Genomic DNA, 26,924 nt, shown 5'->3' with positions numbered 1-26,924 from the left:
CATTTTTTTATGGTTAACTCTGACTGACTTATTATTTTGTTTGATATTGATAGCTCATAATAGTGGTATATAAGGCTTCACCTTTATAAACCTGAAATCTAACGGTGTTCCCATAATATGCTTTCAGGCGTTGTTTTACATTTTCAAGGGCGATTCCATGCCCTTTCCTTGAATTTATTGTATCGTCTGTATATGGGTTGGTAATGACTATACTGACTTGATTTTGCAATATTTCAACCAATACCCCTATAGTTGCTTTACCCATCATTGGTTCTACCCCATGAAAAATACTATTCTCTAACAAGGGCTGTAATGTCAATAAAGGAATAGTGATCTGTTTGAGTTGCACAGGTGAAAGCTCAATCTTCCAATCTACTTTTAAACGCTCCCCTAAACGCACCTGCTCAATCATTAAATATTGTTTACTTAGCTCGATTTCTTCATGCAGACTCACCAACTTTAATTCTTGGAAACTCGCACGAAATAAACGTGACAGGCTAATGAGCATGCTTTCTGCTTTATCGGGATCTATCGCAATTAAACTGACTACATTATTTAGACTATTAAATAAAAAGTGAGGGTGAATTCTCGCTTGCATGGCCTGAATACGAGCATTTAATTCTGCATATTGTTGATGCAGCCACTGCTCCCTGACATATAAATAACGTAAGCAGAAAGCTCCCAACAATATTCCATAGCTTAGATATAAAGGTACATTGGTAAAATAAATGCTCCAGTCCTGTGTTAGAGAAGCATGTTTATTTAAAAAACCAAACTGAAAAAAATTACTCATTAAGGTGGTCAAGACAACAATACCTTGCAGCATGACAAAGCCAATAGCCAAAGCAAATTCTTGACGTAAAGTGCTAAAAAAAGCTTGAAAGCGCTCAACCAAGGCAAAAAACGACAATATTACCCAGTTAATAAAAACGATGTATTGAAAAAGCCTTCCCCCGCTCAAGGCTTGCCAAGACTGTGCTTCAGCCAATGCTAAGACCAGAGCCAAAACATTACTTGCGATAATTAATTCGAATAAGTGTTGCCAACGCCCGTTTTTCGTAAAAAAATAGGAGGAATTTTGATTTCGGTATGCTGTAGGAAACAACTTTGTTTGTTGAGCTTCGGCAAGTGATATACTCTTTTTTATTTTACTGAGCCACCATGACCACATCTTCAAATCCCCCTAATTCAGTAACCCCAGACCAAACCTCAGGTATGTGGGGTGGTCGTTTTTCTGAAGCGACGGACGCTTTTGTAGCCGAATTTACCGCCTCTGTTCAGTTTGACCAACGTTTTTATAAACAAGACATCGCTGGTTCGATTGCGCATGCTACCATGCTTGCGAAAGTTGGCGTACTCACAGAAGCAGAACGCGATGACATTATTGAAGGTTTAAGCACCATTCGCTCAGAAATTGAGGCTGGAAACTTTGAATGGCGCATCGATCTTGAAGATGTTCACATGAACATTGAATCACGTTTGACTCAACGTATTGGCATTACAGGTAAAAAACTACACACAGGTCGTAGCCGTAACGATCAGGTTGCAACTGATATTCGTCTTTACCTGCGCGACGAAATTGATGATATTTTAAAATTATTAGAACGTTTACAAAAAGGCTTGTTAGGCTTGGCTGCCAAAAATGTAAATACAATTATGCCTGGCTTTACCCACCTACAAACTGCTCAGCCTGTGACTTTTGGTCATCACTTGTTAGCATGGTTTGAAATGTTGATTCGTGACACTGAACGTCTTCAAGATTGTCGTAAGCGCGTTAACCGCATGCCACTTGGTTCAGCTGCTCTTGCTGGTACAACTTATCCGATTGATCGTGCTTATACAGCAGAACTTTTAGGTTTTGAAGCAGTATCTGAAAACTCTCTTGATGCTGTATCTGACCGTGACTTTGCCATCGAATTTAATGCTGCTGCTGCACTGATCATGATGCATTTATCACGCATGTCGGAAGAACTGATTCTTTGGACTTCTGCACAGTTCAAATTTGTGAACATTCCTGACCGCTTCTGTACTGGTTCTTCAATCATGCCACAGAAGAAAAATCCGGATGTTCCAGAACTTATTCGTGGTAAATCTGGCCGTGTATTTGGTGACTTAATTAGCTTGCTTACGCTCATGAAAGGTCAACCATTGGCGTACAACAAAGACAACCAAGAAGACAAAGAACCTTTATTTGATGCAATCGATACGGTTCGTGGTTCACTCATGGCTTTCGCAGATATGATTCCTGCATTGGTTCCAAATATTGAAATCATGCGTGAAGCTGCACTTCGTGGATTCTCAACTGCAACCGATCTTGCGGACTACCTAGTGAAAAAAGGTGTTGCTTTCCGTGATGCTCATGAAATTGTAGGTAAAGCTGTTGCATTAGGTGTTGCAGAAGAAAAAGATTTATCCGAGTTAACACTTGAGCAATTACAACAATTCTCTGACTTAATTACAGCAGATGTGTTTGATAAAGCCTTAACACTAGAAGCTTCTGTAAATGCACGTGATCATATTGGCGGAACTTCACCAAAACAGGTTGAAGCTGCAATTGCTCGTGCCCATACACGTTTAGAACAGTTATACGCTTAAGGATAAACCATGAGTCGACAAGTATTTTGCCGCAAATATCAAAAGGAAATGGAAGGTTTAGACTTCGCTCCTTTCCCAGGTACTAAAGGCCAAGATTTTTTTGAAAATGTTTCTAAGCAAGCATGGCAAGAATGGTTAAAACACCAAACTACGCTGATTAATGAAAAACGCTTAAACGTATTTGAACCAGATGCGAAGAAGTTCCTAGAAGAACAACGTGAGAAGTTCTTTAACAATGATGAGAGCGTAGAAAAAGCTGAAGGCTGGAAACCAGAATAATCGGTTTGTTTTAGCTTCTTCATCATTAAAAAGGCGGGTCCTATACACATAGACCCGCCTTTTTTTACGTGAAACTTACACAAGCATAAAAAGCCTTACATAGAGCGAACAGGACTCTACATGACATCAAAAAGCAAAAAACTTAATATCAATTCATAGCAAGAAGAACACGATCCCTGTCGTGTTTAAGCACTTGATTTTCTGTCCTGAACTTCCCCCCAAAGTTCGGGACATTTTTTTATCTATTATTTTTAAAAATAAAAAAGCCTTGTTTTAAACAAGGCTTTTAAATATTTCAGCTCAAGATTACTTTTCGTGGACTTTAGCTTCAATTTCTTCAATTTTGGTATGACGAGCATCAAAGCCTTTTGCCATATAAATGACTTGCTCAGCAATGTTACGTGCATGGTCACCAATACGCTCTAAAGAACGTAGAACCCACATGACATTAATCACACGAGCAATATGGCGTGGATCTTCAATCATATAGGTCATTAATGTGCGCGTTGCTGACTGATATTCACGGTCAATGTCAGCATCGGCTAAAAGTACACGTAAAGCTTGATCTGCATCTAAACGTGCAAAAGCATCAAGAGCATCATGAATCATGACACGAACTTGGTTACCAATATGACGTGTTTCCATGTAGCCACGAGGCGAACCACCCTCTTCACAAAGGTTCTGGGCAATACGGGCAATTTTTGCAGCTTCGTCACCAATACGCTCAAGGTCAGTATTGGCTTTACTCATGGCAATAACCATACGCAAGTCAATCGCTGCTGGATGACGACGAGCTAAAATTAGCGTCAGGCCTTCATCAATATCACGTTCATATTGGTTGACTGCATTATCTTTAAATTGAACATCAATCGCTAAATTTGCATCTGTATCAAGTAAAGCATGAATTGCATTGGCAACCTGTTGCTCGACCAAGCCACCCATGGTCATAAACTTTGTGTTTACATCTTGCAAATCTTCATTAAATTGAGAAGAAATATGATGGGTTAACACCGGATTACTTGGACTCAAGGGAAGCCTCCAACATGATGGCGCAGGAATAAAATGATTGAGCATTAAAACACAGCAATCATTAAGTTTTTATGACAAAATTAAATTTCAGATAAAAGCATTTTTATTACTGATACGTTAACCAGCTATTGAGCTCAACCAGATCTTTTTCACCTAATTGACCTACTGCAGCTTTTAAACGGAGCACATTTAATAAATAGTCATATTGAGCATTAAGATAATCCTGTTTTGCAGAAAAAGCATTACGCTGCGCTAATAAAACATCAACCATACTTTTTAAGCCTTCGTTATAACTCGCTTTCGAGGCTTGAGAAACTAAAAAAGATGAATCCATTGCAGCCTTTCTTGCTTCGAGTTTGGCTTGATCGGTATCGACCTGCATAAAGGCACTTTTCACATCAACATCGGCACGGCGGATGGCTGCATCAAGTTGTGCCTGCGCTTTATTGGCTTCTACAGTGGCTTTTTTAATTGATGTTCGAGTGCGCCCACCATTAAATAAATTCCAGTTCATTTCTACCCCAACCTGATCAAATTTTCCATCAGTCGAAATGAGCGTCTCTGGTGTTTGTTTGGTATAGCCATAGCTTGCCACAGCATCTATTTGAGGATAAAGCGCGGCTTTTTCTACACGGCGCTGATCTTCACTATATTGTTGTTGTAAACGTGCTTGCTGGATCTTTAGATTTTTTTGTTGGGCTAAAGAAATCCAATCATTAAGTTCTGCTGGATAAGGTTTTTGAAAACTAAAGTCACTTCGTAATACAGCAAGCTTATCTTGATAAGAACCAATATATTCAGAAAGCTGCTCTTGGGCCAAAAGTAATTGAACATTGGTTGAAATACGATTGGCTCTGGCATTTTGATATTGAGCATTTGCTTCACTCACATCACTACGCGCCACCAAACCTTCTTTAAGTTTGGCATTCATCATATTAAGCTGCTCAAGCAACGCTTTTTCTTCTTGTAGGTATGCCACACTGAGTGCCTGCTGACGCAGAACATTAAAATAGGCTTCTGCTACATTTAAAACATGATCTTGTTTTTGCAGTCTCAAGGTAATTTCGCTTAAGGCAACCGAAGTTTTAACTTGTTTATAACCTTCCCAAGCATCCATTCGAAACAATGGCTGACGTGCTGTTAAGGTCGCTTGCCGAGTCGTTGAAGTATTACTCACCAAAGCATCAGAAAGTCCTTCTTGGTCAACACCCGGAAAGTTTGAACGTTTTACAGTTTGTCGATTACGGGTAATGTTTCCAGACAGTGTAACGGTGGGTAATAACGCTCCCGTTGCCAAGCCTAAATTAAGTTGATCTGCTTCAAATTGTTGTTGATTGGCTTGCCATGTTGGATCATTTTGTTTTGCGCGCTCATAAGTCTCAACCAAATCTAGAGCAAAACTCGAAGATGCAAAACTCCAAAGGCCAACAGCGACCATTAATTTTATTTTCATTGTTCAAATCAACGATAAAACTTGCCTTTAAGACTAAGAAAAATTCGAATCAAACTCAAGCCATTAAAAGTTTTAGTTTTTTTAAGCGTTCTCAGTTTTTGACAATATTAAAATACAAATAAAAATCAAAAGCATGCCTGTCCAACCCAACCATGAAACATGCTCACCCACCAACACAATCGCAAAAATCGCAGCAACTAAAGGTTCAAATAAAGTTAAGGTCGTCGCTTTGCTGGCATTTACTGTTTTTAGACCAAATCCGAAAAGTAAATAACCCAAAAACATAGGAATTAACATCATATAACCAGCCACAAGTAAATTGGTTGAGCTTTGTAATAACCCTCCACCTGTAACCAACAAAGTAGGAAGCAAAATAACTGCCCCACCACCCATAATCATGCCCATTGCAGCTTTAGATTCAACACCCCGATCTATTAATCTTTTTGCAGCCCATGAATAAAGTGAATAAGTTGTAGCTGCGACAAGCCCAAGAAAAATACCGAAGTATTTATTCCATTGATTTGTACTATCTAGAACCGCATGACTTTCACCCATCGACAACATTGTTACGCCAAGCACACCGCAAATAAAACTTAGAAACCAGATGGCAGACAAAGCTTTGCGATCAAAGAATCGCTCTAAAATTGCTGCGATTAGTGGAGCCGAACCAATTGAAACCACGGTGCCAATCGTAATGCCTGCATAATGCATTGAGGAATAAAAAGCCAAAGGATAAATACCAACCGCCACTACACCTAAAAACAGTATTAAAAGATTTTCTCTTATAAATTGTCGGTTTTCACGTATCGCTCGTGATGCAACCAAAGCTTGTAAAAGACCTCCACCGCCCATCGCTACAGCGCCAATAGCAAGTGGGCCAAGTGTCGGTGCAAATGCTGCAGCCGTACCTGTTGTTCCCCACAAAACGGAAGCAACTAAAATCGCAATTGTGCCCCCATAGCTACTATTTTTAATGAGGCTAATCATGTGGACATTCTCTATTTAAAATGTCTTCTGCCATTTGTTTTGCTAATAGAAGTTGACGACTATTTCCTTCTAAGCCTGCTCGTGCCATAGAACCTTCTAAAAGAAAAGAAAGCTGCGTAGCCACATAGCTAATCCGCTGTGACTCTGTGATTAATTTTTTTAAATGTTCAGCAACAATAGCCTCGACTTCTTCTTTATGCTGTCTTACCGAACTTCGCCCTGCACTATTCGCCGGAAACTCAGCCGCTGCATTCAATAACCCGCAACCTCGAAAGCCTTTTTCATAGGCGAATTCCGCATGGTCTTGATAGGCATCAAACACGGCCAAAATAGCTTCTTTAGCTGATTTTATTTTTTCTAAACGCTTTTGGTAGAGATCAAGCCATTCTTGATGACGCGCAGCAATGTAGGCATCGACAAGCTCGCCTTTTGAAGAAAAATTATTATAAAGCGACATTTTAGCAACATCTGCTTTAGCCGTAACCGAGTTAATTCCAGTTGCAGTAATGCCGTCGTTATAAAACAAAGTTGCAGCGGCATCGAGAATTTTCTGTCTTGCAGATTTATCATTCATAGCTTTACTATTAAGTAGACCGATCTACCTAATAATAAAGATTTCTAACAATGATGCAATCTTTTTCCGAGTTATAATTTGAGCAATGTTCACTTCGATAAAAATATAATCATGAAAAAAGTTCTAATGATGAGTATGTGCAGCGCACTACTTTTAGCTGGATGTAATAAAACATCAGAGCAAAATCAGACTGTATCTAAAGAGCAAAAATCAACTGAGCAAAAGGTAACTCAAAAACAAGACAGTAGCTGCTTACAAATTATGGTAGCTATGCACACGATTAATCAGAACAGCAAAATAGAAGACTTAAATCAAATTAATGAAAAGCTTAAAACGTGTGTTCCTTCGTTAAAAAATGATGAACAGCTTAAGCTAATGGATGCATCAACAACCATGTATCAACATTTTATTAAACAAGACTACACTGAAAAAACAGGTAGAGCGTTTGAAGCTTTTGGCTATGCTGTTTTAGAACATAAACAACAAGACCTTAAAAAGGTTATTCAAAGTCAGAAAAAGCTCTTCGCCCAACTGAGCCCGCGTGACCAATATTTACTTCAACATAATGGTGAAGCCTATATTGACCTCCTTTATCAAGGCGAAGGCATGTTTACCTATCAACGTCAGCCAAACTATCTAGTCGATGTTTTTTCTAAAGCCTTAACCGCGGACCAAAAAGAGTTCTTAACTCGTATGGCGAAAGACAATCAGGATATTTTCTATAACGATGGTGCTTTGGCTGTTTCATGGAAAGAACTTACTGAACGAGCGCTGTTTTGGGAAAAATTTATTCAAAAATATCCAAAAAGCCACTTTATTGGTGATGCAAAACTACTCTTTAACGAATATCGCTATTTTATTTTCTTTGGTCTAGATAACACCCCTGTGTCAGATGAATATGCTCCGAACACATGGTTTGATAAAGATGCACTTCAACAAATCCGTTTTCTATCTACACAGAGCCAGTCGAGTTTAGCGAAACCCGCCCAGCAATTTCTTAAATTTATTGCCACGCCTGTAGAGGAGCGTAATAAGCAATTTAAAATAGATTTAACTGAGAAAAATGGCGATAAAAAATCAAATTATCAGATTACTCATGAACAACTTGAGCAGCTATTAAAATTTGATTCGCCATGGAACACAGAAGTCTATCGTGACTGCCATATGGATGCGGTTTGTATAGATACAAATTGACAATGCCAGCCAACCTAAATCATGTTAGTCTGTAATTCGCTTGACGGAGCGCGAGTAATAGCTCGCTGAGATTGTGTAAATTTCGTGTTATCGCAACACAAGTTTGATCACAAGTACCGTTGAACCTGATCAGGTTAAGACCTGCGTAGGAATCAAGCCATCTAAAAACTAAAGCCTCAAATTTATCTAGTAAAGATAAATCCGCCATCGTTTTTGGTCGTGCTTGATTCGTTGATGTTATTCATAAGGATCATGTAATGAACCAGTTAACGAATCTCTCTTCTGTTGAAATTTCAGCGCAACATGAACAAGATGCAAAAGATTTAACTCGCATCTTACCCGCTTCAAAAAAAGTTTATATTGAAGGCTCTCGCCCTGACATTCAGGTTCCAATGCGGGAAATTTCTCTCACCGACACCCCAACCGGACTTGGTGGCGAACATAATCCCCCTGTTATGGTCTATGACACTTCAGGTGTTTATACAGATCCGAATGTTCAAATTGATTTAGACAAAGGTTTACCTTCAGTTCGCCAAAACTGGATTGAAGAACGTAACGATACTGACGTACTTTCTGGCTTAACTTCAACGTTTGGTCAGGAACGTTTAAAAGATATCCGTACCGCAGATATTCGCTTTGCCCACATTCAAAATCCACGCCGTGCCAAAGCTGGCAAAAATGTCTCTCAAATGCACTATGCCAAGCAAGGTATTATCACACCTGAAATGGAATATATTGCAATTCGTGAAAATCAGCGCCAGCGTGAAGGTGTTGATACGCGCCAGCATCAGGGACAAAATTTTGGTGCAAAAAATTTAAAAGAAATTACACCTGAATTTGTTCGCCAAGAAGTTGCTGAAGGTCGCGCAATTATTCCTGCAAACATTAACCACCCAGAACTTGAGCCAATGATTATTGGTCGTAACTTCTTGGTTAAAATTAATGCCAACATTGGTAACTCAGCGCTTGGTTCTTCAATTGACGAAGAAGTTGCCAAAATGACTTGGGCAACCCGTTGGGGTGCCGACACCATTATGGATTTGTCGACAGGTAAAAATATTCATGAAACTCGTGAATGGATTATTCGTAACTCACCTGTTCCAATCGGTACTGTACCAATTTATCAAGCATTAGAAAAAGTTGATGGCGTTGCTGAAGACCTGACTTGGGAAATCTTTAAAGACACACTGATTGAACAAGCTGAGCAAGGCGTTGACTACTTCACGATTCACGCAGGTGTATTGCTTCGCTATGTTCCACTTACAGCAAACCGTTTAACAGGTATTGTGTCTCGTGGTGGTTCAATCATGGCACAGTGGTGTTTAGCGCATCATGAAGAAAACTTCTTATACACTCATTTCGATGAAATCTGTGAAATCATGAAAGCTTATGACGTTTCATTTAGCTTAGGTGATGGCTTACGTCCAGGTTGTATTCAAGATGCAAATGACGAAGCACAGTTCAGCGAACTTAAAACACTAGGTGAACTTACTCATCGTGCATGGGAACATGATGTTCAAGTCATGATTGAAGGCCCTGGTCACGTACCAATGCACATGATCAAAGAAAACATGGATCTTCAGCTAGAAGTGTGTAAAGAAGCACCATTCTATACACTTGGGCCATTAACGACTGATATCGCCCCGGGTTATGACCACATTACATCTGCAATTGGTGCAGCCATGATTGGTTGGTACGGCACAGCAATGCTTTGTTATGTCACACCAAAAGAGCATTTAGGCTTACCAAACAAAAAAGATGTTAAAGACGGAATTATTACCTACAAGCTTGCGGCACATGCTGCTGACCTTGCTAAAGGACATCCGGGTGCTCAAGTTCGCGATAATGCCTTGTCAAAAGCACGTTTTGAATTCCGTTGGGATGATCAGTTCAACTTAAGTCTAGACCCAGACACAGCACGTAGCATGCATGATGAAACCTTACCCAAAGAGGCTCATAAATCTGCTCACTTCTGTTCAATGTGTGGACCAAAGTTCTGTTCGATGAAAATCACCCAGAATGTTCGTGACTATGCCAACAACCTCACTAATAGCAATTCAGAGGTTGAAGAAGGCCTCAAAGCGATGAAAGAGGTTTATCAAGAGCAAGGTCAAAAACTGTATCACAAAGTGTAAATATTCAAAAAAAACACTTGCCTAGCCATGATTCTCGGTTAGGATGAAATAAATAGATTTCGTCCTGACCGAATCATGAGTATTGTTGAACGTCCAAGTTATACATCTAAAGATGTCGAAGTAACATCACGTGAATCTCTATTCCGTGGTTTTATTCAAGTTGAAAAAGTCAGCCTTCGACATCGTCTATTTAATCAATCTGAATATACTCATGTATTGCAGCGTGAACTCGTTCATCGGCCTGAAGCAGCTGGTGTACTACTCTACAACGATCAAAAACAACAGTTTGCACTGATTGAACAGTTCCGTGTTGGGGCTTTAGATGATCCTCAATCACCGTGGCAGCTGGAAATAATTGCAGGCGTGTTAGATGGTGATGAATCACCAGAAAGTTGTATTCGACGAGAGAGCCTTGAAGAATCAGGTTGCGAAGTTCAAAATTTAGAGCATCTATTTAGCTTTTATCCATCTGCTGGTGCTTGCTCAGAGTTATTTCATCTCTATGTTGCCGAAACTGAATTACCCGCTGAAGGGGGTGTTTTTGGCGTAGATGATGAGGGGGAAAATATTCAACTGCACTTATTTAATTATAGTGAAATCCAGACTCTACTCGACAGCGGACGTTTAAGAAATGCTCCTGTCATTATGGCATTACAATGGCTGGCCCAACACAGCAAAACGATAATAAACCCGAAGAGGTAGGACGGTGACTTTTCAAGTCTCAACACTTTCACAAAAAGACCATGTCATTATACAAATTACCGATACCCACCTATTGGAGTATCCGCATTTAGAATTTGTGGGGATGAATCCTGAAGAAAGTTTTCATGCCATTATTCAACAGATCCTAAAAAAACATCCTGAAACTGATGCCATTATCCACACTGGAGATTTGGCTCAAGCACCAACGCCTATTACTTACAAACGTTATATTCAATATATGCAAACCTTAGGTCTGCCATTTTTTCAGACACTGGGCAATCATGATAACGTTGATCATTTTCCATTACATAAAGAAAATCATCAGGAACCTGTGGTCATTTGTTTAGGAAACTGGCGCATTATTTTATTAAATAGTGCAGTAAAAGGTCAGATCAATGGGCACCTGTCGCCAGAACAACTACAAAATTTAGCGGCATTACTCGAAGAATTTTCAGATCACCCTGTTTTATTGGCTTGTCATCACCATCCTTTTGCCATGAAGTCCAAATGGATTGATCATCACAAGTTACAAAACTCTAATGCTTTGCTTACCACATTAGGTCCATTTAAAAATGTAAAAGCTTTACTCTGCGGGCACGTTCACCAAGACTCACTAAACACTTGGCAAGGGATCGAATTTTTCTCGACCCCCTCAACAAGCGTTCAGTTTAAACCGTTTAGTAATGAGTTTGCCCTAGACCAAAATGCTCCCGGCTACCGTTACATTCGTCTAAAAAACGATGGTAGTTTTGAAACAGAAGTCTTCCGTCTTGAAAATTTTCAGGGTCTTATAAATACCAATATTTCAGGCTATTAGCTCTATTTTATATATGCTTATATGCAATTATGACTAGGGTAAACATGTTTTGAAATTATTTACGAGGCGGAATGACTATCATCTTGCAGGAAAAATCTATATGATGACGACCCGATGGGAAAATCCCATCGATGGTTTTCTATAAAAACACTTGCATATCACCATATTTTTTGCGTATAGATAATACGTGTATGATGAGGAATGCCCTATTATGGCGAATGACAACCACAACCAAGTTTTGGATGAACATACAGAAGTTGTAGTGGAAGGTGACAAAGCTTCTGCAAAACGTGCACGTAAAGTGAAACCTAAAACTTCTGACATAGGCACAACTGCAAGTTTATTTGGTATTGCACCTTATCAACCTAAGAAAAATGAAGAGTACATGTCTGAAGGACAGCTCGAGCATTTCCGACAAATTCTGCAAGCATGGAAAGCTGAATTAATGTCTGAAGTTGATCGTACGTTGAATACGATGCAAGACGAATCAACTGCATTGCCAGATGTAAATGACCGTGCCACCCAAGAAGAAGAGTTTGCAATTGAATTGCGTACACGTGACCGTGAACGTAAGTTAATTCGTAAAATCGAACAATCTATGGAAGCAATTAAAAACGAAGACTACGGTTTCTGTGAAACATGTGGTATCGAAATCGGTTTACGTCGTTTAGAAGCACGTCCAACTGCAACGTTATGTATTGACTGCAAAACTTTGGCAGAAATTAAAGAGAAGCAAAATAACGGTTAATATGACCGCTGTAGCTACTCAAGAGAAGCTTAGCTTTTCATACTCAGGCCGGTTTGCGCCCTCGCCAACCGGTCCTTTGCATTTTGGATCACTCATTACCGCCGTCGCTAGTTATTGTGATGCTAAAGCTCACCAAGGCAAATGGCTGGTTCGTGTCGAAGACACAGATATCCCTCGCATTTATCCGGGCAGTGAAGAGCATATACTCACCTCACTGGAAGCCTTCCAGTTCGAACCCGATGCAGAAATCATTTTTCAAAAAAACCGTTTAGACATTTATGAAAGCGTACTAGATCAACTTAAAAAAGAGGGTCTAATCTATGCTTGTCAATGTACACGCAAAATGCTGGGTTCAAATGCCATCTATGCGGGAACATGCCGCAATCTTAATCTTGATTTTAAAGACCAAGCAATTCGGGTAAAAGTTAAAGATCAACAAATCTGTTTTGATGACCGACTGCAAGGGCATCATTGTTCTAATCTACAACATGACCTTGGAGACTTTGTTCTTAAACGCCGTGATGGGATTATTAACTATCAACTTGCTGTCGTCGTGGATGATTATCTGCAAGGCATCACCCATGTCGTTCGAGGCTCAGACCTATTAGATAACACCGAACGTCAGATCTGGCTTGGCGAGCTCTTAGGATACCCTAAACTGAGCTATATGCACCTTCCTCTCGCCATGAATGATCAAGGGCAAAAACTCTCTAAGCAAAACCTTGCTCAAGCACTCGATTTATCTAAAGCGCCTCAATTGCTGCAACAAGCCATACAAGCATTGGGACAGCCTCATGTTGATTTAGACCAGCCTAAAGTTATGCTAAAGCAGGCTGTAGCACAGTGGAATATAGATTTAATTCCACATGGACAAGAGCTCAGCGGAACATACCTATAAATAAAAAAACCCGATATCAAATCGGGTTTTCTCATGCCTAAATGTTCAACTAGAAGTTTGATTCTTCCCTTTCTGGGTTTACTTCTTGGGTTGAAGCATCAATCTTTAAGATCAAGCTAATCATCGCAGCACACATCATTAAAGATGTACCACCATAACTAATAAATGGCAGCGTCAAACCTTTAGTTGGCATCAAACCCATATTCATGCCCGCATTTACCAAGATCTGGAGCAAGAAAATAATACTAATGCCATAAGCCAAATAACCTGCGCGAAGGTAATGATGTTTCAATGCACGATGACCAATTTTGATACAGCATGCCAACATCAAGAAAGACAAACCAATGACAATAGAAATACCAAAGAAACCAAACTCTTCACCTAACACGGCCAACATAAAGTCAGTATGCGCTTCAGGTAAATAAGATAGCTTTTGGACACTATGTCCTAAGCCTGTACCAAACCATTCACCACGGCCAAAGGCCATTAATGCATTTGATAACTGATACCCCACCCCTAATGGATCTGCCCATGGGTCAGTAAACGAAATCAAACGTTGGAAACGATAGGGCTCAAATAAGATCAAAAATACGATACCGGTTACAATCGCACCTAACATAATTAAGAACTGTGTTGGCGGTGCACCAGCTAAAAAGAATACCCCAACCATCATCAATACAATTACGATCGTAGCACCCAAATCGGGCTCGGCAATAATCAAACCAACCGTAATTGCCATGACCCCACTTAAACGTAATAAGCCTTTCCAATGAGTACGAACTTCTTTGGCACGGCGCACAACGTAGTCTGCGGTAAAGATTGCCATCATGACTTTGGCAACCTCGGTTGGCTGTAAGGTAAAGCCACCGATCTTAATCCAACGTGTAGAACCGTTCACTTCTGAACCCACCACCAAAGCAGCAAGCAGCAGAACCATGGTCAACAGCCACAGCGGGAAAGTATTTTTAAACCACGTATTGAGTGATATCCGATAGGTCAAATATGCCACCACAGCCGCAGCGACAATCGAAATACCATGACGAATCACATAGTGAAACGGGTTTTCATGCATATATTCAGCATAGGGCATCGAAGCAGACGCCACCATCACTGAACCGATACACAACAATGCAACGACACAGAAAATCAGGACATTACGTGGCGTCACTTCCGCTGGCCATTTAGGCAATATCCGTTCATACCAATGATTGATTTTCTGGATTGTGGTCTGAGCTAAGCCTGCCATACTACATTCCTAATCATGTTTTCTTTAAACCAACGAATTGACGCAGGCAACAAACTGCTGACCACGGTCATTATAACTTTTAAACATATCAAAACTTGCACAGGCTGGTGATAACAACACCACATCTTCAGCTTGTGTTTCACGTTGACACAGCTCTACAGCTTCTTTAAGCGTTGCTGAATGCAAAATTTTGGTTGCGCCTTGAATAGCCTGCTCGATGACAGGTGCATCCTCACCAATCAATACCACAACTTTGGCATATTTTTCGATAGAAGAACGTAATGGAGCAAAATCCTGACCTTTACCCTGCCCACCTAAAATCAAGGCAACCTTACCTTTTTTAACCTCAATTGCAGCACCTAAACCGTCAATTGCTGCAAGTGTAGCACCAACGTTGGTTCCTTTAGAGTCATTGTAGTAACGCACATCATGTACCGTTCTCACATATTCACAGCGGTGCTCTAATCCTTTAAATTGTTTTAACGTTTCAAGCATAGATTCCATAGGCAAACCAATTGCTTCACCTAATGCCAAACAAGCTAAAGCATTGGCTACGTTGTGCATGCCTTGAATATACAAATCTGAGCTTTTAATTAAACGCTGCAAACCACGTGCAAGCCAAAGCGTGCCATCACCATCTCTTAAAACACCATACTGGTTTAAGTCTGGTGCATTTAGACCAAAGCTCTGCATTGGTGTTGTATCTGGAACAAGAGGGCGACTTAAAGCATCATCACGGTTAAATATTACTTTTTTAACGCCTTGGAAAATACGGTGTTTTGCTTGGTGATAACCCCACATATCGCCATGACGATCTAGGTGATCTTCACTCATGTTAAGGACCACAGCAACCTCAGCATTTAAATGTGAGGTGGTTTCCAACTGAAAACTTGATAGCTCAAGTACAAGCAACTCTGGTTGATCTTTTAGTAAATCTAGGGCTGGGCGTCCTAGGTTTCCACCCACAGCAACTTTTTTACCCGCATCTTTAGCCATTAAACCAATTAGAGTCGTTACTGTACTTTTGGCATTAGAACCTGTAATAGCCACAATAGGCACTTCGGTCGCACGGCGTAATAGTTGAATGTCGCCTACCACTGAAATCCCTTGAGCAATAGCTGCCTGAATTTCTGGTAATTGTGGTGCTAGGCCTGGGCTTAAAATAATTTCTTCTGCTTGTAATAATAATTCCTGGTCAAGTTGACCAAAACTGGTTTTAACGCCGGCTGGAATCTGGTCATAACCAGGAGGGGTTGGACGAGAGTCCGTTACTGCAACTTGGTAGCCTTGTTCATACAGGAAATTAACAGCAGAAACGCCTGATATTCCTAAGCCTGCGACAACTTTTAATCCACCACGTTGTATTAACATTTTTGCCCCACAATTTATCAATCGACAGAATGGCAAAAATGTTAGCACTTTGCTGTTTTGAATGCTTTTTCAGTTTGAACTTTATTCATCTTTTTTTGTGTCAGTGCGTAAAAAAGCCATCAATATGATGGCTTTTTAAACGAAACAGGAAATACTAAATTTATTGCCATTTAATCGGCTTGATTTCTTGAACTGTATTGGTAGGTTTATCTTCGCTTGAACAACCACAACCACCAGCACAACCAAAGGTCATTTTTGGTTTAAGCCATTTTGCCAAGGTTGTCCAACCCTGCTTTTCACAAAATACAGAGAGTGAAGAAAAGACTGAATTTGCTGTTTTTGGAAATACTTTCTTAAAAACAACAACTGCACTCCAACTCACTAAAACCGCAATAATCAGATATTGAATCATATACAACCTCCTTTCTTGCTTTAACCCCAATAGTGGGAAGCAATTTGATAGGTAACAAACGATGCCAAATAAGCCAAACCGAACAGATATGCAGTCATGGCAGCAACATGTTTCCATGAACCTGTTTCACGTCGTACTGTTGCCAACGTAGCCAAACAATGTGGGGCATAAATAAACCACACTAAAAGCGATAAGCCTGTTGCCAAAGACCAACCAGTACCATCTGCACTAATCAGATGTGACAAACCTTGAGCTACAGCATCGTCACTCGTTGCAGACAAGGCATAAACCGTACCTAATGCTGCAACCACAACTTCACGCGCTGCCATTGCTGGAATTAAAGCAATACAGATTTGCCAGTTAAATCCAATTGGAGCAAATAAAGGTTGAATAAGGTGTCCGAGCATACCGGCAAAACTATAATCTATAGCAGGTAATGTCGCCCCTTCTGGTGGTTGTGGGAAAGTACACAAAAACCAGAGCAAAATAGAGAGCGCAAAAATGATTCCGCCGACGCGTTTCAAGAAGATTTTTGCACGGTCGAGCAAACCGATTCCCACACTTTTTAAATCAGGGAAACGATAACTTGGCAGCTCTAGCAATAAAGCATGCTGTGACTTATCTTTTTGCAAAAATTTCATTAAAAATGAAACACAAAGAGCGCTCACAATACCAGCCATATACAGACCAAATAACACCAGACCTTGTAAGTTGAAAAGCCCCCAGACCATTTTCTCTGGAATAAATGCAGCAATCAGCAAGGCATATACAGGTAAACGTGCCGAACACGTCATTAACGGCGCAACCATAATGGTTGTAAAGCGATCACGAGGGTCACTAATACTACGCGTTGCCATGATTCCCGGTACTGCACAAGCAAAGCTTGAAAGTAAAGGAATGAAGGCACGGCCGCTTAAACCAGCTTGAAACATTAATTTATCAAGCAAAAATGCTGCACGCGGTAAATAGCCAGATTCTTCCAATACTAAAATGAAGAAGAACAAGATAAGAATTTGTGGCAAGAACACAACTACGCTACCTGCACCTGCAATAATTCCGTCAACAACCAAACTATGCATTAGAGGCTGTGTAATCACAGTTCCCACGACTTCACCTAACCAGCCAAAGAAGCCTTCAATGCCATCCATGAACGGAGCTGCCCAAGCAAAAACTGCCTGAAACACAATAAACATCATGAGTGCAAGGCTAAGCAGGCCTAGAACTGGGTGTAAGAAAATTCGATCTAGAAAATCAGTACGCTTATCTCCCTGATCGACATATTGAACAACATCTTTAAAAATCATATCGATTTTTTGATGATGAGTTCCAGTTAAACCACTCAGTTCTGTCTGTGGCACACTGTATTTTTCTTGATCAAGAGCATGTAATAGATTTTCAATACCCGCATTACGGACAGCAACTGTTTCAACAACGGGTACGCCCAAACGTTGAGACAACTTTTGAGTATTGATTTGAATGCCGCGACGTCGCGCTTCATCCATCATATTCAATACAATTAAAATCGGACGGCCAAGCTCGATCATTTCGAGCACTAGTCCTAAATGCAATTTTAAGTTAGTGGCATCAACCACACACAAAAATGCATCTTGCTGCCCTTCTTCTGCAATCTTACCCAAACAAACGTCACGAGTAATAACTTCATCAGGACTGGTTGCATTTAGACTATAGGTACCCGGTAAATCGAGTACACGTACTGCTCGACCTGACGGTAACTGAAAATGACCTACTTTACGCTCAACAGTTACGCCCGCATAGTTTGCAACTTTTTGTCGAGTTCCAGTTAAATGGTTGAAAAGAGAGGTTTTACCGCAGTTAGGGTTTCCCACAAGGGCAATACGTAACGCATCACTCATGCGGGTACTCCTTCTTCTACTAGAATTTCAATTTTTTCCGCTTCTGCTTTACGTAAAGCGAAACGAGTAAAGCCAATTTGGATCAAGATCGGATCACCACCAAAAATACCTTTGGTAATCACTTCCACTCGTGTGCCTGGTACAAAGCCCAGACTTTCCAAACGAATTGCGACCAAATCTTGCTGCTCGGACTCTACTTCTATCCGATTCACTTTGGTGATGGTCGCCGCTTGCTTCACTTTTAAAGCTGATAAACGCACCGCATCCGATCCTAAACCTTTTTTTCTAGTATACATATAAATGAGAATAATTACCAAATAAGGTTAAATTTCACTTCTTATTCAGTTTAATCGACAAACCTTAAAGTTTCTTTTACAGTACAGAGGTTTAGAGGATCTAGTGTATGTTGAATAAAAAACCGCGTATTCCAAGCCCAGTTCAAATTCCTGAACATTTAAGCTTTTTACAAGGTTTTCGCGACTATTTAGTTGCACAGACAGTAAGTCCTCATACACGAAATGCTTATTTATCAGACCTTATTCAATGCAGTGAACTTCATAAAAAAACAGCTCTTCCACAGTGGACAAGTGATGATATTGCTGATGTTTTGATTGAGTTGACCAAAGTTGGGAAAAGCCCCCGCTCGATTGCCCGCTGCTTATCTGCTCTACGCCAGTTTTACAAATTTTTACGTGAACAGAAATTACGAAGTGATAATCCTGTAGCAACCCACCATTCTCCAAAAATTGGACGAGCCTTACCTAAAGATCTATCTGAAGAGGATGTTGAAGCACTGATTCAAGCACCTGATATCAATACGGCACTTGGCTTACGTGATCGGGCAATGTTTGAAGTACTTTACGCCTGCGGTTTACGTGTTTCAGAACTACTTAACTTGCGATTAGAGCTTATTAATTTAAAACAAGGCTATTTACGTGTTACAGGTAAAGGCAATAAAGAACGTTTAGTTCCGTTAGGACAATTCGCCTGTGAATGGGTAGAACGCTATTTGAGTAATGCTCGGCCTCAGCTCTACAAAAGCTCGACTGACTATCTTTTTTTGACTCAACATGGCGGAATTATGAGCCGTCAGAACTTTTGGTATGCTATTAAACGCTACGCGCTTCAAGCCAATATTCAAGCTGAACTTTCACCTCACACCTTACGTCACGCCTTTGCGACACACTTACTTAATCACGGCGCTGATTTACGCGTAGTACAAATGTTACTGGGTCATAGCGATTTATCTACTACACAAATCTATACGCATGTTGCACAAGTGCGAATGCAACAATTACATGAAAAACATCACCCTAGAGGATGATAAAGCTTTAAAGCCCCAAGCAAGCATTTCATATCAATCGTTTGATTTCGTTCACAAAGGTTAAGAAAGTTTTAACAATACACATTAGATTTTTTGTTATGCTTAGCAGCTTCTGACTATAAATACTGATGAAATAAGGGTTATCTATGTCTTTTACCCGCTCTCAAATTTTTCTTGCCTGCGCTCTGGCATCTAGCCTTTTGTTCAGTGCTTGTTCTAAAGAAAACAAACCACAAAAAGAAGATGCGCTCACAGCGACTGCACCTGCTACTGGGGAAGCTTCAACCATTATCGAACGTAATGATAAGCAACGTTTGATCGAAACTTTGCAGAAACAATTTAAGAATGCAAATATCAACGCCAAAATTTTAGATATCAAGCCGACAGAAGTTCCTAATTTGTATTGGGTAAATCTCGAAGGGATGACATCAATTTATACAACCAGTGATGGAAAATATTTAATTCAGGGTGATGTAATCCGATTAGGAGGCAAAGAGCTTCATAATATTGGAGATAATCTTCAAGCTTCGGAAAATAAAAAGCATCTTGCTGCTTTAAAAAATGAAGATCTCATTGTCTACCCTGCAAAAGGTAAGGCTAAACACGTGATTTATGTGTTTACCGATGCAAGTTGTCCTTATTGCCATAAACTACATGAACACATTCCTGAAATTAATGAAAAGGGTATTGAAGTACGCTATATCGCTTGGCCACGTGGTGAGCAATTTATGCCGACCATGGAAGCTGTATGGTGTAGTGCAGATCGTAAAGCTGCCTTTAGCCAAGCAGTACAAGGTGTCAATATTCCGCCTGCTCAATGTAAAAACCCTGTTCGTGAACAATATCAACTTGGCTTAAACATGGGTGTAAATGGTACACCTGCTATTTATAGTGTTGATGGCGAGTACTTAGGTGGATATCTAACACCTGATGAATTAATTAAACGTCTGAATAAATAATCCACTTAAAGTTGATGAATGATTAATCATCCATCTCTTACAAAAAGCGCTGCTCTCATTGCAGCGCTTTGTTTTTTCAACAAATAATGCTTTAACTATCTGTGTTTAAAGACTGATCTACTCTTCTTTTCCAAACATCGCACTCTAATTCATTGAACAGGTACTAAAAGCGCTAGAGTCTGGCGTTTTTTTTAGCTATGATCTAGCTTCAACTAAATGATTAAATGATGAATGGAGTGTGACGTGAAACCAGTTCGCCTGGCAATACTCGGTCTAGGAACCGTAGGTGGAGGAGCCCTTAAACTACTACAAGAAAATGCCGCTGAAATTAAACGTCGCACCGGTCGAGAAATTCAAATTACCCACGTTGGAACACGTCGTCCTCGTCCAGATCTAGAATTGGAAGGGATTAAACAAAGCGCAGATTTACTTGATATCGTTCGTCAACCAGACGTTGATGTGGTTGTAGAAGTAATGGGTGGTATTCATCCTGCTTACGAAGTTATCATGGAAGCAATCAAACACGGCAAACAAGTCGTGACTGCAAATAAAGCTTTGCTCGCTGAACATGGCAATGAACTATTTAAAGCAGCTGAAGATAATGCTGTACAAATTGCTTATGAAGCAGCAGTTGCTGGCGGTATTCCAATTATTAAAGTGATCCGTGAAGGTCTTGCTGCAAACCATATTGAATGGTTGGCAGGCATCATTAATGGTACAGGCAACTTTATTCTGACTGAAATGCGTGAAAAAGGTCGTGCATTTGATGATGTATTAAAAGAAGCTCAAGAACTTGGTTATGCAGAAGCAGATCCAACTTTTGACGTTGAAGGTATTGATGCTGCGCACAAGCTTACAATTTTAGCGTCTTGTGCGTTTGGTATTCCTCTTCAGTTTGATAAGGTCTATACCGAAGGTATCAGTAAAATCACTGCACAAGATGTGAAATATGCAGAAGAACTTGGTTTCCGCATTAAACACCTAGGAATTGCACGTCGCGCTGAAAAGGGTATTGAACTACGTGTTCACCCAACGCTCATTCCAGATGAACAGCTTATTGCGAATGTAAACGGCGTTAAAAATGCTGTTTTAGTTCAAGCGCATGCTGTAGGCCCTACACTTTATTACGGTGCTGGTGCTGGTGCTGGTCCAACAGCTTCTGCTGTTGTTGCCGATGTAATTGATATTGTTCGTGACATCTCTTATACCGAAGACGGTGCAGGAACAATTCCTCAGTTGGCTTTTGAAGCATTAACAAATGTGCCAATTTTAAGCCGTGAAGAAATGACTACCGGTTATTACATCCGCTTAAATGCAGAAGATCAAACTGGCGTACTTGCAGATGTTACTACCATCTTAAGCCGCGCTGGAATTAGTATTGATGCCATCATGCAACAATCCCGTTTAAAAGACCTTATTCCAATCGTGATTCTGACCGATCCAATCGTTGAATCTAAAATGGATGAGGCTCTTGCACAAATCCAAGCATTACCTGCTATTCGTGGCGAAATCGTAAGAATTCGTTTAGAATCGCTCGATAGTTAATCAGGTTGAGGGAAAGATTCCCTCTCCCGCTTCACCTCTAATTGGAACACCATCATGTCTAATGCCAATCGTTATACTGGTCTTGTAGATCGTTATCGTGACCGTTTGCCAGTTTCGGCAACTACTCGTGCTATCTCTTTGGGTGAAGGCAACACCCCACTCATTAAACTTGAGAATATTCCACGTATTATTGGCAAAGATGTTGAAATTTATGTGAAATATGAGGGTTTAAACCCAACTGGTTCATTTAAAGACCGTGGTATGACCATGGCTGTAACCAAAGCGGTTGAAGAAGGCTCTAAAGCGATTATCTGTGCATCTACTGGTAACACTTCTGCTGCTGCTGCTGCTTATGCTGCACGTGCAGGTATCAAAGCATTTGTTTTGATTCCAGAAGGCAAAATTGCAATGGGTAAAATGGCGCAAGCGATGATGTATGGTGCAATCACTATGCAAATTCGTGGTAACTTCGATGATGGTATGCGTCTTGTAAAAGAAGTTGCTGATCAAGCGCCTGTAACGATTGTAAACTCAATCAACCCTTACCGTTTACAAGGTCAAAAAACCATTGCTTATGAAATCGTTGAAGCTTTAGGCCGCGCACCTGATTACCACTGCTTACCTGTTGGTAACGCAGGTAACATCACAGCTCACTGGATGGGTTATACCGAAGCTGTAGCTAACCAACCTGCAGATCAGTTTGAACAAGTGATTTATGATGCAGCTACTGATCAATTCACTGGCCCAAAACCTGAAGGTTTACCAACAATGGTTGGTTACCAAGCTTCTGGCGCAGCTCCATTCTTACGTGGTGCTCCAGTTGAAAGCCCTGAAACAGTTGCAACTGCAATTCGTATTGGTAATCCACAAAGCTGGAACCATGCAAAAGCTGTAGTACGTGACTCTAAAGGCTGGTTCGATGAACTTCAAGACAGCGAAATTTTAGAAGCTCAACGCTTACTTTCTATGTATGAAGGTGTATTTGTTGAGCCAGCATCTGCTGCTTCTATCGGCGGTGCGATTCGTGACATTAAAGCAGGTAAGATTGCTGAAGGTTCTGTCATTGTATGTACAGTAACTGGTAATGGCTTGAAAGATCCTGATACTGCAATCAAACAATGTGCTGATGCAGTGATGTTGTCAATTGATGCGACAATGAGCCAAGTAAAAGATTCGATTTTATCTAATATGTAAAATCTGAGTTTTCAAAAAACGGCTGTTCAATACAGCCGTTTTTTTATGTCTTTTTTATAGCCATAAAAAAACGCTTCTTGAAAGAAGCGTTTTTAGAATATTTAAATTAAATACGTTTTGGTAAATTACTTAACCAACCCAATAGGTTAGTTGCATCGTTATTACGTGCCTGCGTACTTGGCTCGCCAAGTAATACAATCACTGCTGGACGCGAGTTTACAGTCGTATGCATGACAACACAGCGACCTGCTTCATTGATATAACCTGTTTTAGACAAGTTAATATTCCAACCACCATTACGCACTAAAGCGTTGGTATTGTTAGATTTCAACACACGATAACCCAAGTTAAAGTCATAGGTCGGTGTAGTTGAGAATTGACGAATCAAACCATATTGAGAAGCTGTACTCGCTAAAATTCCTAAGTCACGCGCAGAAGATACATTGCGTGGATCTAAACCAGTTGACTCATAATAATGCGTTGCATTCATACCTAAAGCACGTGCTTTAGCGTTCATTGCCGCTACGAATGCAGAACGTCCGCCCGGATAAGTACGCGCTAAAGCTGCCGCTGCGGGATTTTCAGACTTCATCAAAGCAAACAACAATACTTCTGCACGGTTCATTTTATCGCCAACACGAAGTGTTGAACTTGAATTTTTACCGTTTGCCCCAGCAAAATCGATTTGCTCAAGCATAATTTCTTCTGACATGTTTAAACGAGCATCTGCTGTTACCACTGCTGTCATTAACTTGGTAATAGACGCAATTGGCACAGAAGCATTGGTATTTTTACTAAACAGCACTTCACCCGTTTGCGCATCCATCACTAACGCAGCTCGAGCACTTACGCTCGGCTGAGCATTGTAACCACTCGTATCACGAATTGGAGCAAGCTTAGGAGCAGATGCTATAACTTTAGGTGCATTACTACCACGTAAAGTTGTAGTTACAGATGTTGATCCTTGAATAGTCGGCTCATCATCTTCATCATTCAACAGTTGACTAACGTCAGCTGAAGACCAATTTAAATTTGCAGTCCCAGTACTCCCTGAGGACGGGTTATTGACGAGTTCTGCAAAGCTTGTTGAACTCAAACTAAGCAAAATAGACATGCTTAGCACATGTATTAAAGACTTTTTAGAATTTTTCACGGCACAATACTCGACTCAGGGTGATACACATTTGCGCTTACTATAATTATGCCTTACATTTGAGGTATAAGGTATAACGCTTTTACCGACACAATTGTGCACAACTATTCGCTCACTATATAAGAATAGGATTGCTAATTTTGTCATTCCATTGCAAGCTAATTTTGCTTTATGTAACAAAAAACTTGTTTTTTGAAAGAAAGGAGGTCTTCTTGATTACAGTTTTAGTTGTGGATGACCATGAACTTGTACGTACAGGCATTTGCCGTATGTTAGAAGATCATGCCGATGTAGAGGTCATTGGACAAGCCGAATCGGGTGAAGAAGCAATTGCTATTGTTCGTCAGAAACATCCTCAAGTTGTGTTGCTTGATGTCAACATGCCAGGCATCGGGGGCGTAGAAACGACACGTCGTTTACTACAAACCGCACCAGACACAAAAGTTATTGCTGTAAGTGGTTTATCAGAAGAACCGTACCCTTCTCTTCTGCTTAAAGCAGGAGCTAAAGGCTATATCACTAAAGGTGCTCCAATTACAGAAATGGTTCGGGCAATCAACAAAGTCATGCAAGGCGGCAAATATTTCAGTGCCGATATTGCTGAGCAGTTGGCGAGTTCCTATCTATCTGACACGCAGCAATCGCCTTTTGACGCTTTATCCGAACGAGAAATGCAAGTTGCAATGATGGTTGTAAATTGTATTAGCGCTCAGGAAATTGCAGACAAACTTTTTGTAAGTGTAAAAACGGTTAATACTTACCGCTACCGTATTTTTGAAAAACTAGCTATCGATAGCGACGTTAAACTCACTCATCTTGCAATCCGTTATGGTTTGATCAAGCCATAATTAAACTTATATGCAATTTCCCTTAAACTCATCGTTGTCCCATACGATTTTTCGTTTGGGCACGTGGTATGGTTTATATCGTCTTATTATTGCGGTTAGCCTCAATATTATTTTGGTTTTAACCGATGCTCAAATCGACAATAGTCTACAACAACCCGCTTTATATTCTTATACCCTGCTCGGCTATTCCATATTAAGCCTTCTTCAGCTTTTGTGTTTTAAGTTTGTTTCAACTCAGGCAACTAAGCAGCTTATTTTATTTTTTGTAGTTGATGTTATCTGTCTGAGTTTACTTACATTTTCTGTAGGCGAACCAAATTTACAACTCAGCTTACTGTATGTTATTGCTATATTTACCTCGGCAATTTTACTCAGCGCAAGAATGTCTTTACTCATTACATTACTTGCTGTCATTGCCGTTATTTACCAACGTTTTGTCGGTAGTTTGTTTGACTACAATAATCTCAACACGATTGGTAATAGTGCTTTATTAGCCTTCTTATTTTTTGTGGTGCACGGCATCGGGCAAATTGCGGTACAGCGCTTTAAACTACTTGAAGCACTGACTTTCCACCAATCTATAGAACTCTATCAACTGCAAAATATTAACCGCTATATTTTGGAACAAATTGAAGAAGGCTATTTGGTTCTAGATGAAAACTACGACATTGTTTTAAGTAATCCAGCTGCCTGCTCTCTGTTAGGGATTCCTCCTCAATTTGCTAGTGAAAAATACCCTTTAGCGAAATGGCACCCCGATTTATTTGAAATTCTTAAGTTTGATAACCTACAAGAAGGTGATCGTTTTATTTTTGAGTCTCGGCTATCGGCATATTCTATTAACATTAAAGTGCAACATCTTGTGGTGCCGCAACAAGCATTGACGCTACTCATCTTACAAGATGCACAGCAAATTAATCAGCAAGCTCAACAACTCAAACTTGCCGCTTTAGGGCAACTCTCAGCAAGTATTGCACATGAAATCCGCAATCCTCTTGCAGCAATTGTGCAAGCAAATGAGCTACTTAAAGATAGTGATTCAGAACAGCAAAATACTTTACGTCGTATGATTGGCAAACAAACAAAACGCATCGATAGTATTGTTCAAGACACATTAGGACTGGCCAGCAGCGAAAGAACTTACCCAATCCAGATTGAATTAAACAACTTCATAAAGACGTTATTAGACGAAGATCTATTAGATGTTAAACACGCTATACAGCTTAAAATTTCTGATTCATCCTTAAAATTATTATTTGACGAAAAACAACTTAGGCAGGTACTCATTAATCTTGTCAGAAATGCTTTGCGACATAATGCACCCGATTCACCCTATGTTCTGATCAACATTCACTCACAAACAAATAAAATTTATATTGATGTGATCGATTACGGCGAAGGGGTTTCAAAACGTGATATATCTCAATTATTTAAACCATTTTTTAGTACCGAAATTAATGGAACTGGTTTAGGATTATATTTGTCTCATAGTTTTTGTGAGGCAAACCATGCAAAGCTCACTTATGTAGAGCAAAAACAAGGGGCATGCTTCCGAATGGAATGCCCAATAATATATTGATTTTTTTA

General features: G+C 40.1%; 25 protein-coding genes and 1 riboswitch. Of the genes, 14 read left to right on the top strand and 11 right to left on the bottom strand.

The window, feature by feature from the left end; translation table 11 throughout:
* Window positions 1-31 precede the first annotated feature (31 nt).
* Window positions 32-1,171, bottom strand: coding sequence for a sensor histidine kinase (locus ACT53H_RS09460; RefSeq protein ID WP_476009149.1), 1,140 nt, complete (start codon window positions 1,169-1,171; stop codon window positions 32-34).
* On the opposite strand from ACT53H_RS09460, the gene argH reads away from it, so the two are divergent.
* Both argH and ACT53H_RS09450 read left to right on the top strand, forming a co-directional pair.
* Complete coding sequence (argH, locus tag ACT53H_RS09455) at window positions 1,162-2,595, top strand: argininosuccinate lyase (RefSeq protein WP_034590825.1); 1,434 nt, start codon at window positions 1,162-1,164, stop codon at window positions 2,593-2,595. The genes ACT53H_RS09460 and argH overlap by 10 nt on opposite strands.
* Window positions 2,596-2,604: 9 nt before the next feature.
* On the top strand, window positions 2,605-2,874 hold the full coding sequence (locus ACT53H_RS09450; protein ID WP_238612810.1) for an oxidative damage protection protein: 270 nt from the start codon (window positions 2,605-2,607) through the stop codon (window positions 2,872-2,874).
* A 306-nt stretch (window positions 2,875-3,180) separates the two neighbouring features.
* Here the strand turns inward: ACT53H_RS09450 and phoU are convergent, their stop codons facing one another.
* The 4 genes from phoU to ACT53H_RS09430 form a co-directional block, all read right to left on the bottom strand.
* On the bottom strand, window positions 3,181-3,903 hold the full coding sequence (phoU, locus tag ACT53H_RS09445) for a phosphate signaling complex protein PhoU (protein WP_151964613.1): 723 nt from the start codon (window positions 3,901-3,903) through the stop codon (window positions 3,181-3,183).
* Window positions 3,904-4,009: 106 nt separating this feature from the next.
* Window positions 4,010-5,356 carry a multidrug efflux outer membrane protein AbuO gene (gene abuO / locus ACT53H_RS09440; RefSeq protein WP_476009148.1) on the bottom strand — a complete coding sequence of 449 codons (1,347 nt, stop codon included), beginning with the start codon at window positions 5,354-5,356 and terminating at the stop codon, window positions 4,010-4,012.
* An 81-nt stretch (window positions 5,357-5,437) separates the two neighbouring features.
* Window positions 5,438-6,343 carry a DMT family transporter gene (locus ACT53H_RS09435; protein ID WP_476009147.1) on the bottom strand — a complete coding sequence of 302 codons (906 nt, stop codon included), beginning with the start codon at window positions 6,341-6,343 and terminating at the stop codon, window positions 5,438-5,440.
* Window positions 6,336-6,917, bottom strand: a complete 582-nt coding sequence (locus ACT53H_RS09430; protein ID WP_476009146.1) for a TetR/AcrR family transcriptional regulator — start codon at window positions 6,915-6,917, stop codon at window positions 6,336-6,338. The genes ACT53H_RS09435 and ACT53H_RS09430 overlap by 8 nt, the downstream gene beginning before the upstream one ends.
* A gap of 111 nt (window positions 6,918-7,028) precedes the next feature.
* On the opposite strand from ACT53H_RS09430, the gene ACT53H_RS09425 reads away from it, so the two are divergent.
* The 6 genes from ACT53H_RS09425 to gluQRS all read left to right on the top strand — a co-directional run bounded on the left by ACT53H_RS09425 (window position 7,029) and on the right by gluQRS (window position 13,411).
* Window positions 7,029-8,111 carry a hypothetical protein gene (locus ACT53H_RS09425; protein ID WP_476009145.1) on the top strand — a complete coding sequence of 361 codons (1,083 nt, stop codon included), beginning with the start codon at window positions 7,029-7,031 and terminating at the stop codon, window positions 8,109-8,111.
* A 34-nt stretch (window positions 8,112-8,145) separates the two neighbouring features.
* Window positions 8,146-8,280: riboswitch (TPP riboswitch) on the top strand.
* Between the two features lie 88 nt (window positions 8,281-8,368).
* Complete coding sequence (gene thiC, locus ACT53H_RS09420) at window positions 8,369-10,246, top strand: phosphomethylpyrimidine synthase ThiC (RefSeq protein WP_476009144.1); 1,878 nt, start codon at window positions 8,369-8,371, stop codon at window positions 10,244-10,246.
* Between the two features lie 75 nt (window positions 10,247-10,321).
* Window positions 10,322-10,948, top strand: coding sequence for an NUDIX domain-containing protein (locus ACT53H_RS09415; protein WP_004795135.1), 627 nt, complete (start codon window positions 10,322-10,324; stop codon window positions 10,946-10,948).
* 4 nt (window positions 10,949-10,952) lie between these two features.
* Complete coding sequence (gene cpdA, locus ACT53H_RS09410) at window positions 10,953-11,765, top strand: 3',5'-cyclic-AMP phosphodiesterase (RefSeq protein ID WP_004795136.1); 813 nt, start codon at window positions 10,953-10,955, stop codon at window positions 11,763-11,765.
* Between the two features lie 211 nt (window positions 11,766-11,976).
* Window positions 11,977-12,513, top strand: coding sequence for an RNA polymerase-binding protein DksA (dksA, locus tag ACT53H_RS09405; RefSeq protein ID WP_002121205.1), 537 nt, complete (start codon window positions 11,977-11,979; stop codon window positions 12,511-12,513).
* A gap of 1 nt (window position 12,514) precedes the next feature.
* Window positions 12,515-13,411 (top strand): tRNA glutamyl-Q(34) synthetase GluQRS, encoded by an 897-nt coding sequence (gene gluQRS / locus ACT53H_RS09400; RefSeq protein ID WP_476009143.1) that lies wholly within the window; start codon window positions 12,515-12,517, stop codon window positions 13,409-13,411.
* A gap of 49 nt (window positions 13,412-13,460) precedes the next feature.
* Here the strand turns inward: gluQRS and ftsW are convergent, their stop codons facing one another.
* From ftsW to ACT53H_RS09375, 5 genes are all read right to left on the bottom strand, one after another.
* Window positions 13,461-14,657 carry a putative lipid II flippase FtsW gene (gene ftsW, locus ACT53H_RS09395; protein ID WP_004795141.1) on the bottom strand — a complete coding sequence of 399 codons (1,197 nt, stop codon included), beginning with the start codon at window positions 14,655-14,657 and terminating at the stop codon, window positions 13,461-13,463.
* 24 nt (window positions 14,658-14,681) lie between these two features.
* Window positions 14,682-16,028: a UDP-N-acetylmuramoyl-L-alanine--D-glutamate ligase gene (murD, locus tag ACT53H_RS09390; RefSeq protein WP_476009142.1), complete on the bottom strand. Its 1,347-nt coding sequence runs from the start codon at window positions 16,026-16,028 to the stop codon at window positions 14,682-14,684.
* Between the two features lie 160 nt (window positions 16,029-16,188).
* Window positions 16,189-16,440, bottom strand: coding sequence for a DUF6587 family protein (locus ACT53H_RS09385; protein WP_151964607.1), 252 nt, complete (start codon window positions 16,438-16,440; stop codon window positions 16,189-16,191).
* A 20-nt stretch (window positions 16,441-16,460) separates the two neighbouring features.
* Window positions 16,461-18,314, bottom strand: a complete 1,854-nt coding sequence (gene feoB, locus ACT53H_RS09380; protein ID WP_151964606.1) for a ferrous iron transporter B — start codon at window positions 18,312-18,314, stop codon at window positions 16,461-16,463.
* Window positions 18,311-18,574, bottom strand: a complete 264-nt coding sequence (locus ACT53H_RS09375) for a FeoA family protein (RefSeq protein ID WP_013199126.1) — start codon at window positions 18,572-18,574, stop codon at window positions 18,311-18,313. The genes feoB and ACT53H_RS09375 overlap by 4 nt, the downstream gene beginning before the upstream one ends.
* Before the next feature lie 143 nt (window positions 18,575-18,717).
* Here ACT53H_RS09375 and xerD point away from each other — a divergent pair, with 143 nt between their 5' ends.
* The 4 genes from xerD to thrC all read left to right on the top strand — a co-directional run bounded on the left by xerD (window position 18,718) and on the right by thrC (window position 23,336).
* Complete coding sequence (xerD, locus tag ACT53H_RS09370) at window positions 18,718-19,638, top strand: site-specific tyrosine recombinase XerD (RefSeq protein ID WP_151964605.1); 921 nt, start codon at window positions 18,718-18,720, stop codon at window positions 19,636-19,638.
* A gap of 146 nt (window positions 19,639-19,784) precedes the next feature.
* Window positions 19,785-20,597 (top strand): DsbC family protein, encoded by an 813-nt coding sequence (locus ACT53H_RS09365; RefSeq protein WP_004795153.1) that lies wholly within the window; start codon window positions 19,785-19,787, stop codon window positions 20,595-20,597.
* Between the two features lie 243 nt (window positions 20,598-20,840).
* A complete protein-coding gene (locus tag ACT53H_RS09360) occupies window positions 20,841-22,142 on the top strand; it encodes a homoserine dehydrogenase (RefSeq protein WP_005301642.1) in 1,302 nt (433 codons plus the stop codon).
* Between the two features lie 54 nt (window positions 22,143-22,196).
* Complete coding sequence (gene thrC / locus ACT53H_RS09355) at window positions 22,197-23,336, top strand: threonine synthase (protein WP_004795157.1); 1,140 nt, start codon at window positions 22,197-22,199, stop codon at window positions 23,334-23,336.
* 106 nt (window positions 23,337-23,442) lie between these two features.
* Here thrC and pbpG read toward each other — a convergent pair whose 3' ends face one another.
* A complete protein-coding gene (gene pbpG, locus ACT53H_RS09350) occupies window positions 23,443-24,489 on the bottom strand; it encodes a D-alanyl-D-alanine endopeptidase PBP7/8 (RefSeq protein WP_476009141.1) in 1,047 nt (348 codons plus the stop codon).
* A 212-nt stretch (window positions 24,490-24,701) separates the two neighbouring features.
* Here pbpG and gacA point away from each other — a divergent pair, with 212 nt between their 5' ends.
* Together gacA and ACT53H_RS09340 are read left to right on the top strand one after the other, a co-directional pair.
* A complete protein-coding gene (gene gacA / locus ACT53H_RS09345) occupies window positions 24,702-25,337 on the top strand; it encodes a response regulator transcription factor GacA (protein ID WP_003654436.1) in 636 nt (211 codons plus the stop codon).
* 10 nt (window positions 25,338-25,347) lie between these two features.
* Window positions 25,348-26,916 carry a sensor histidine kinase gene (locus ACT53H_RS09340; protein WP_476009140.1) on the top strand — a complete coding sequence of 523 codons (1,569 nt, stop codon included), beginning with the start codon at window positions 25,348-25,350 and terminating at the stop codon, window positions 26,914-26,916.
* Window positions 26,917-26,924: the final 8 nt, after the last annotated feature.

The organism is Acinetobacter sp. DMC2, from assembly GCF_056314305.1.
Note: the sequence above shows the minus strand (reverse complement) of the source record. Positions and strands in the feature narration are given on the sequence as shown.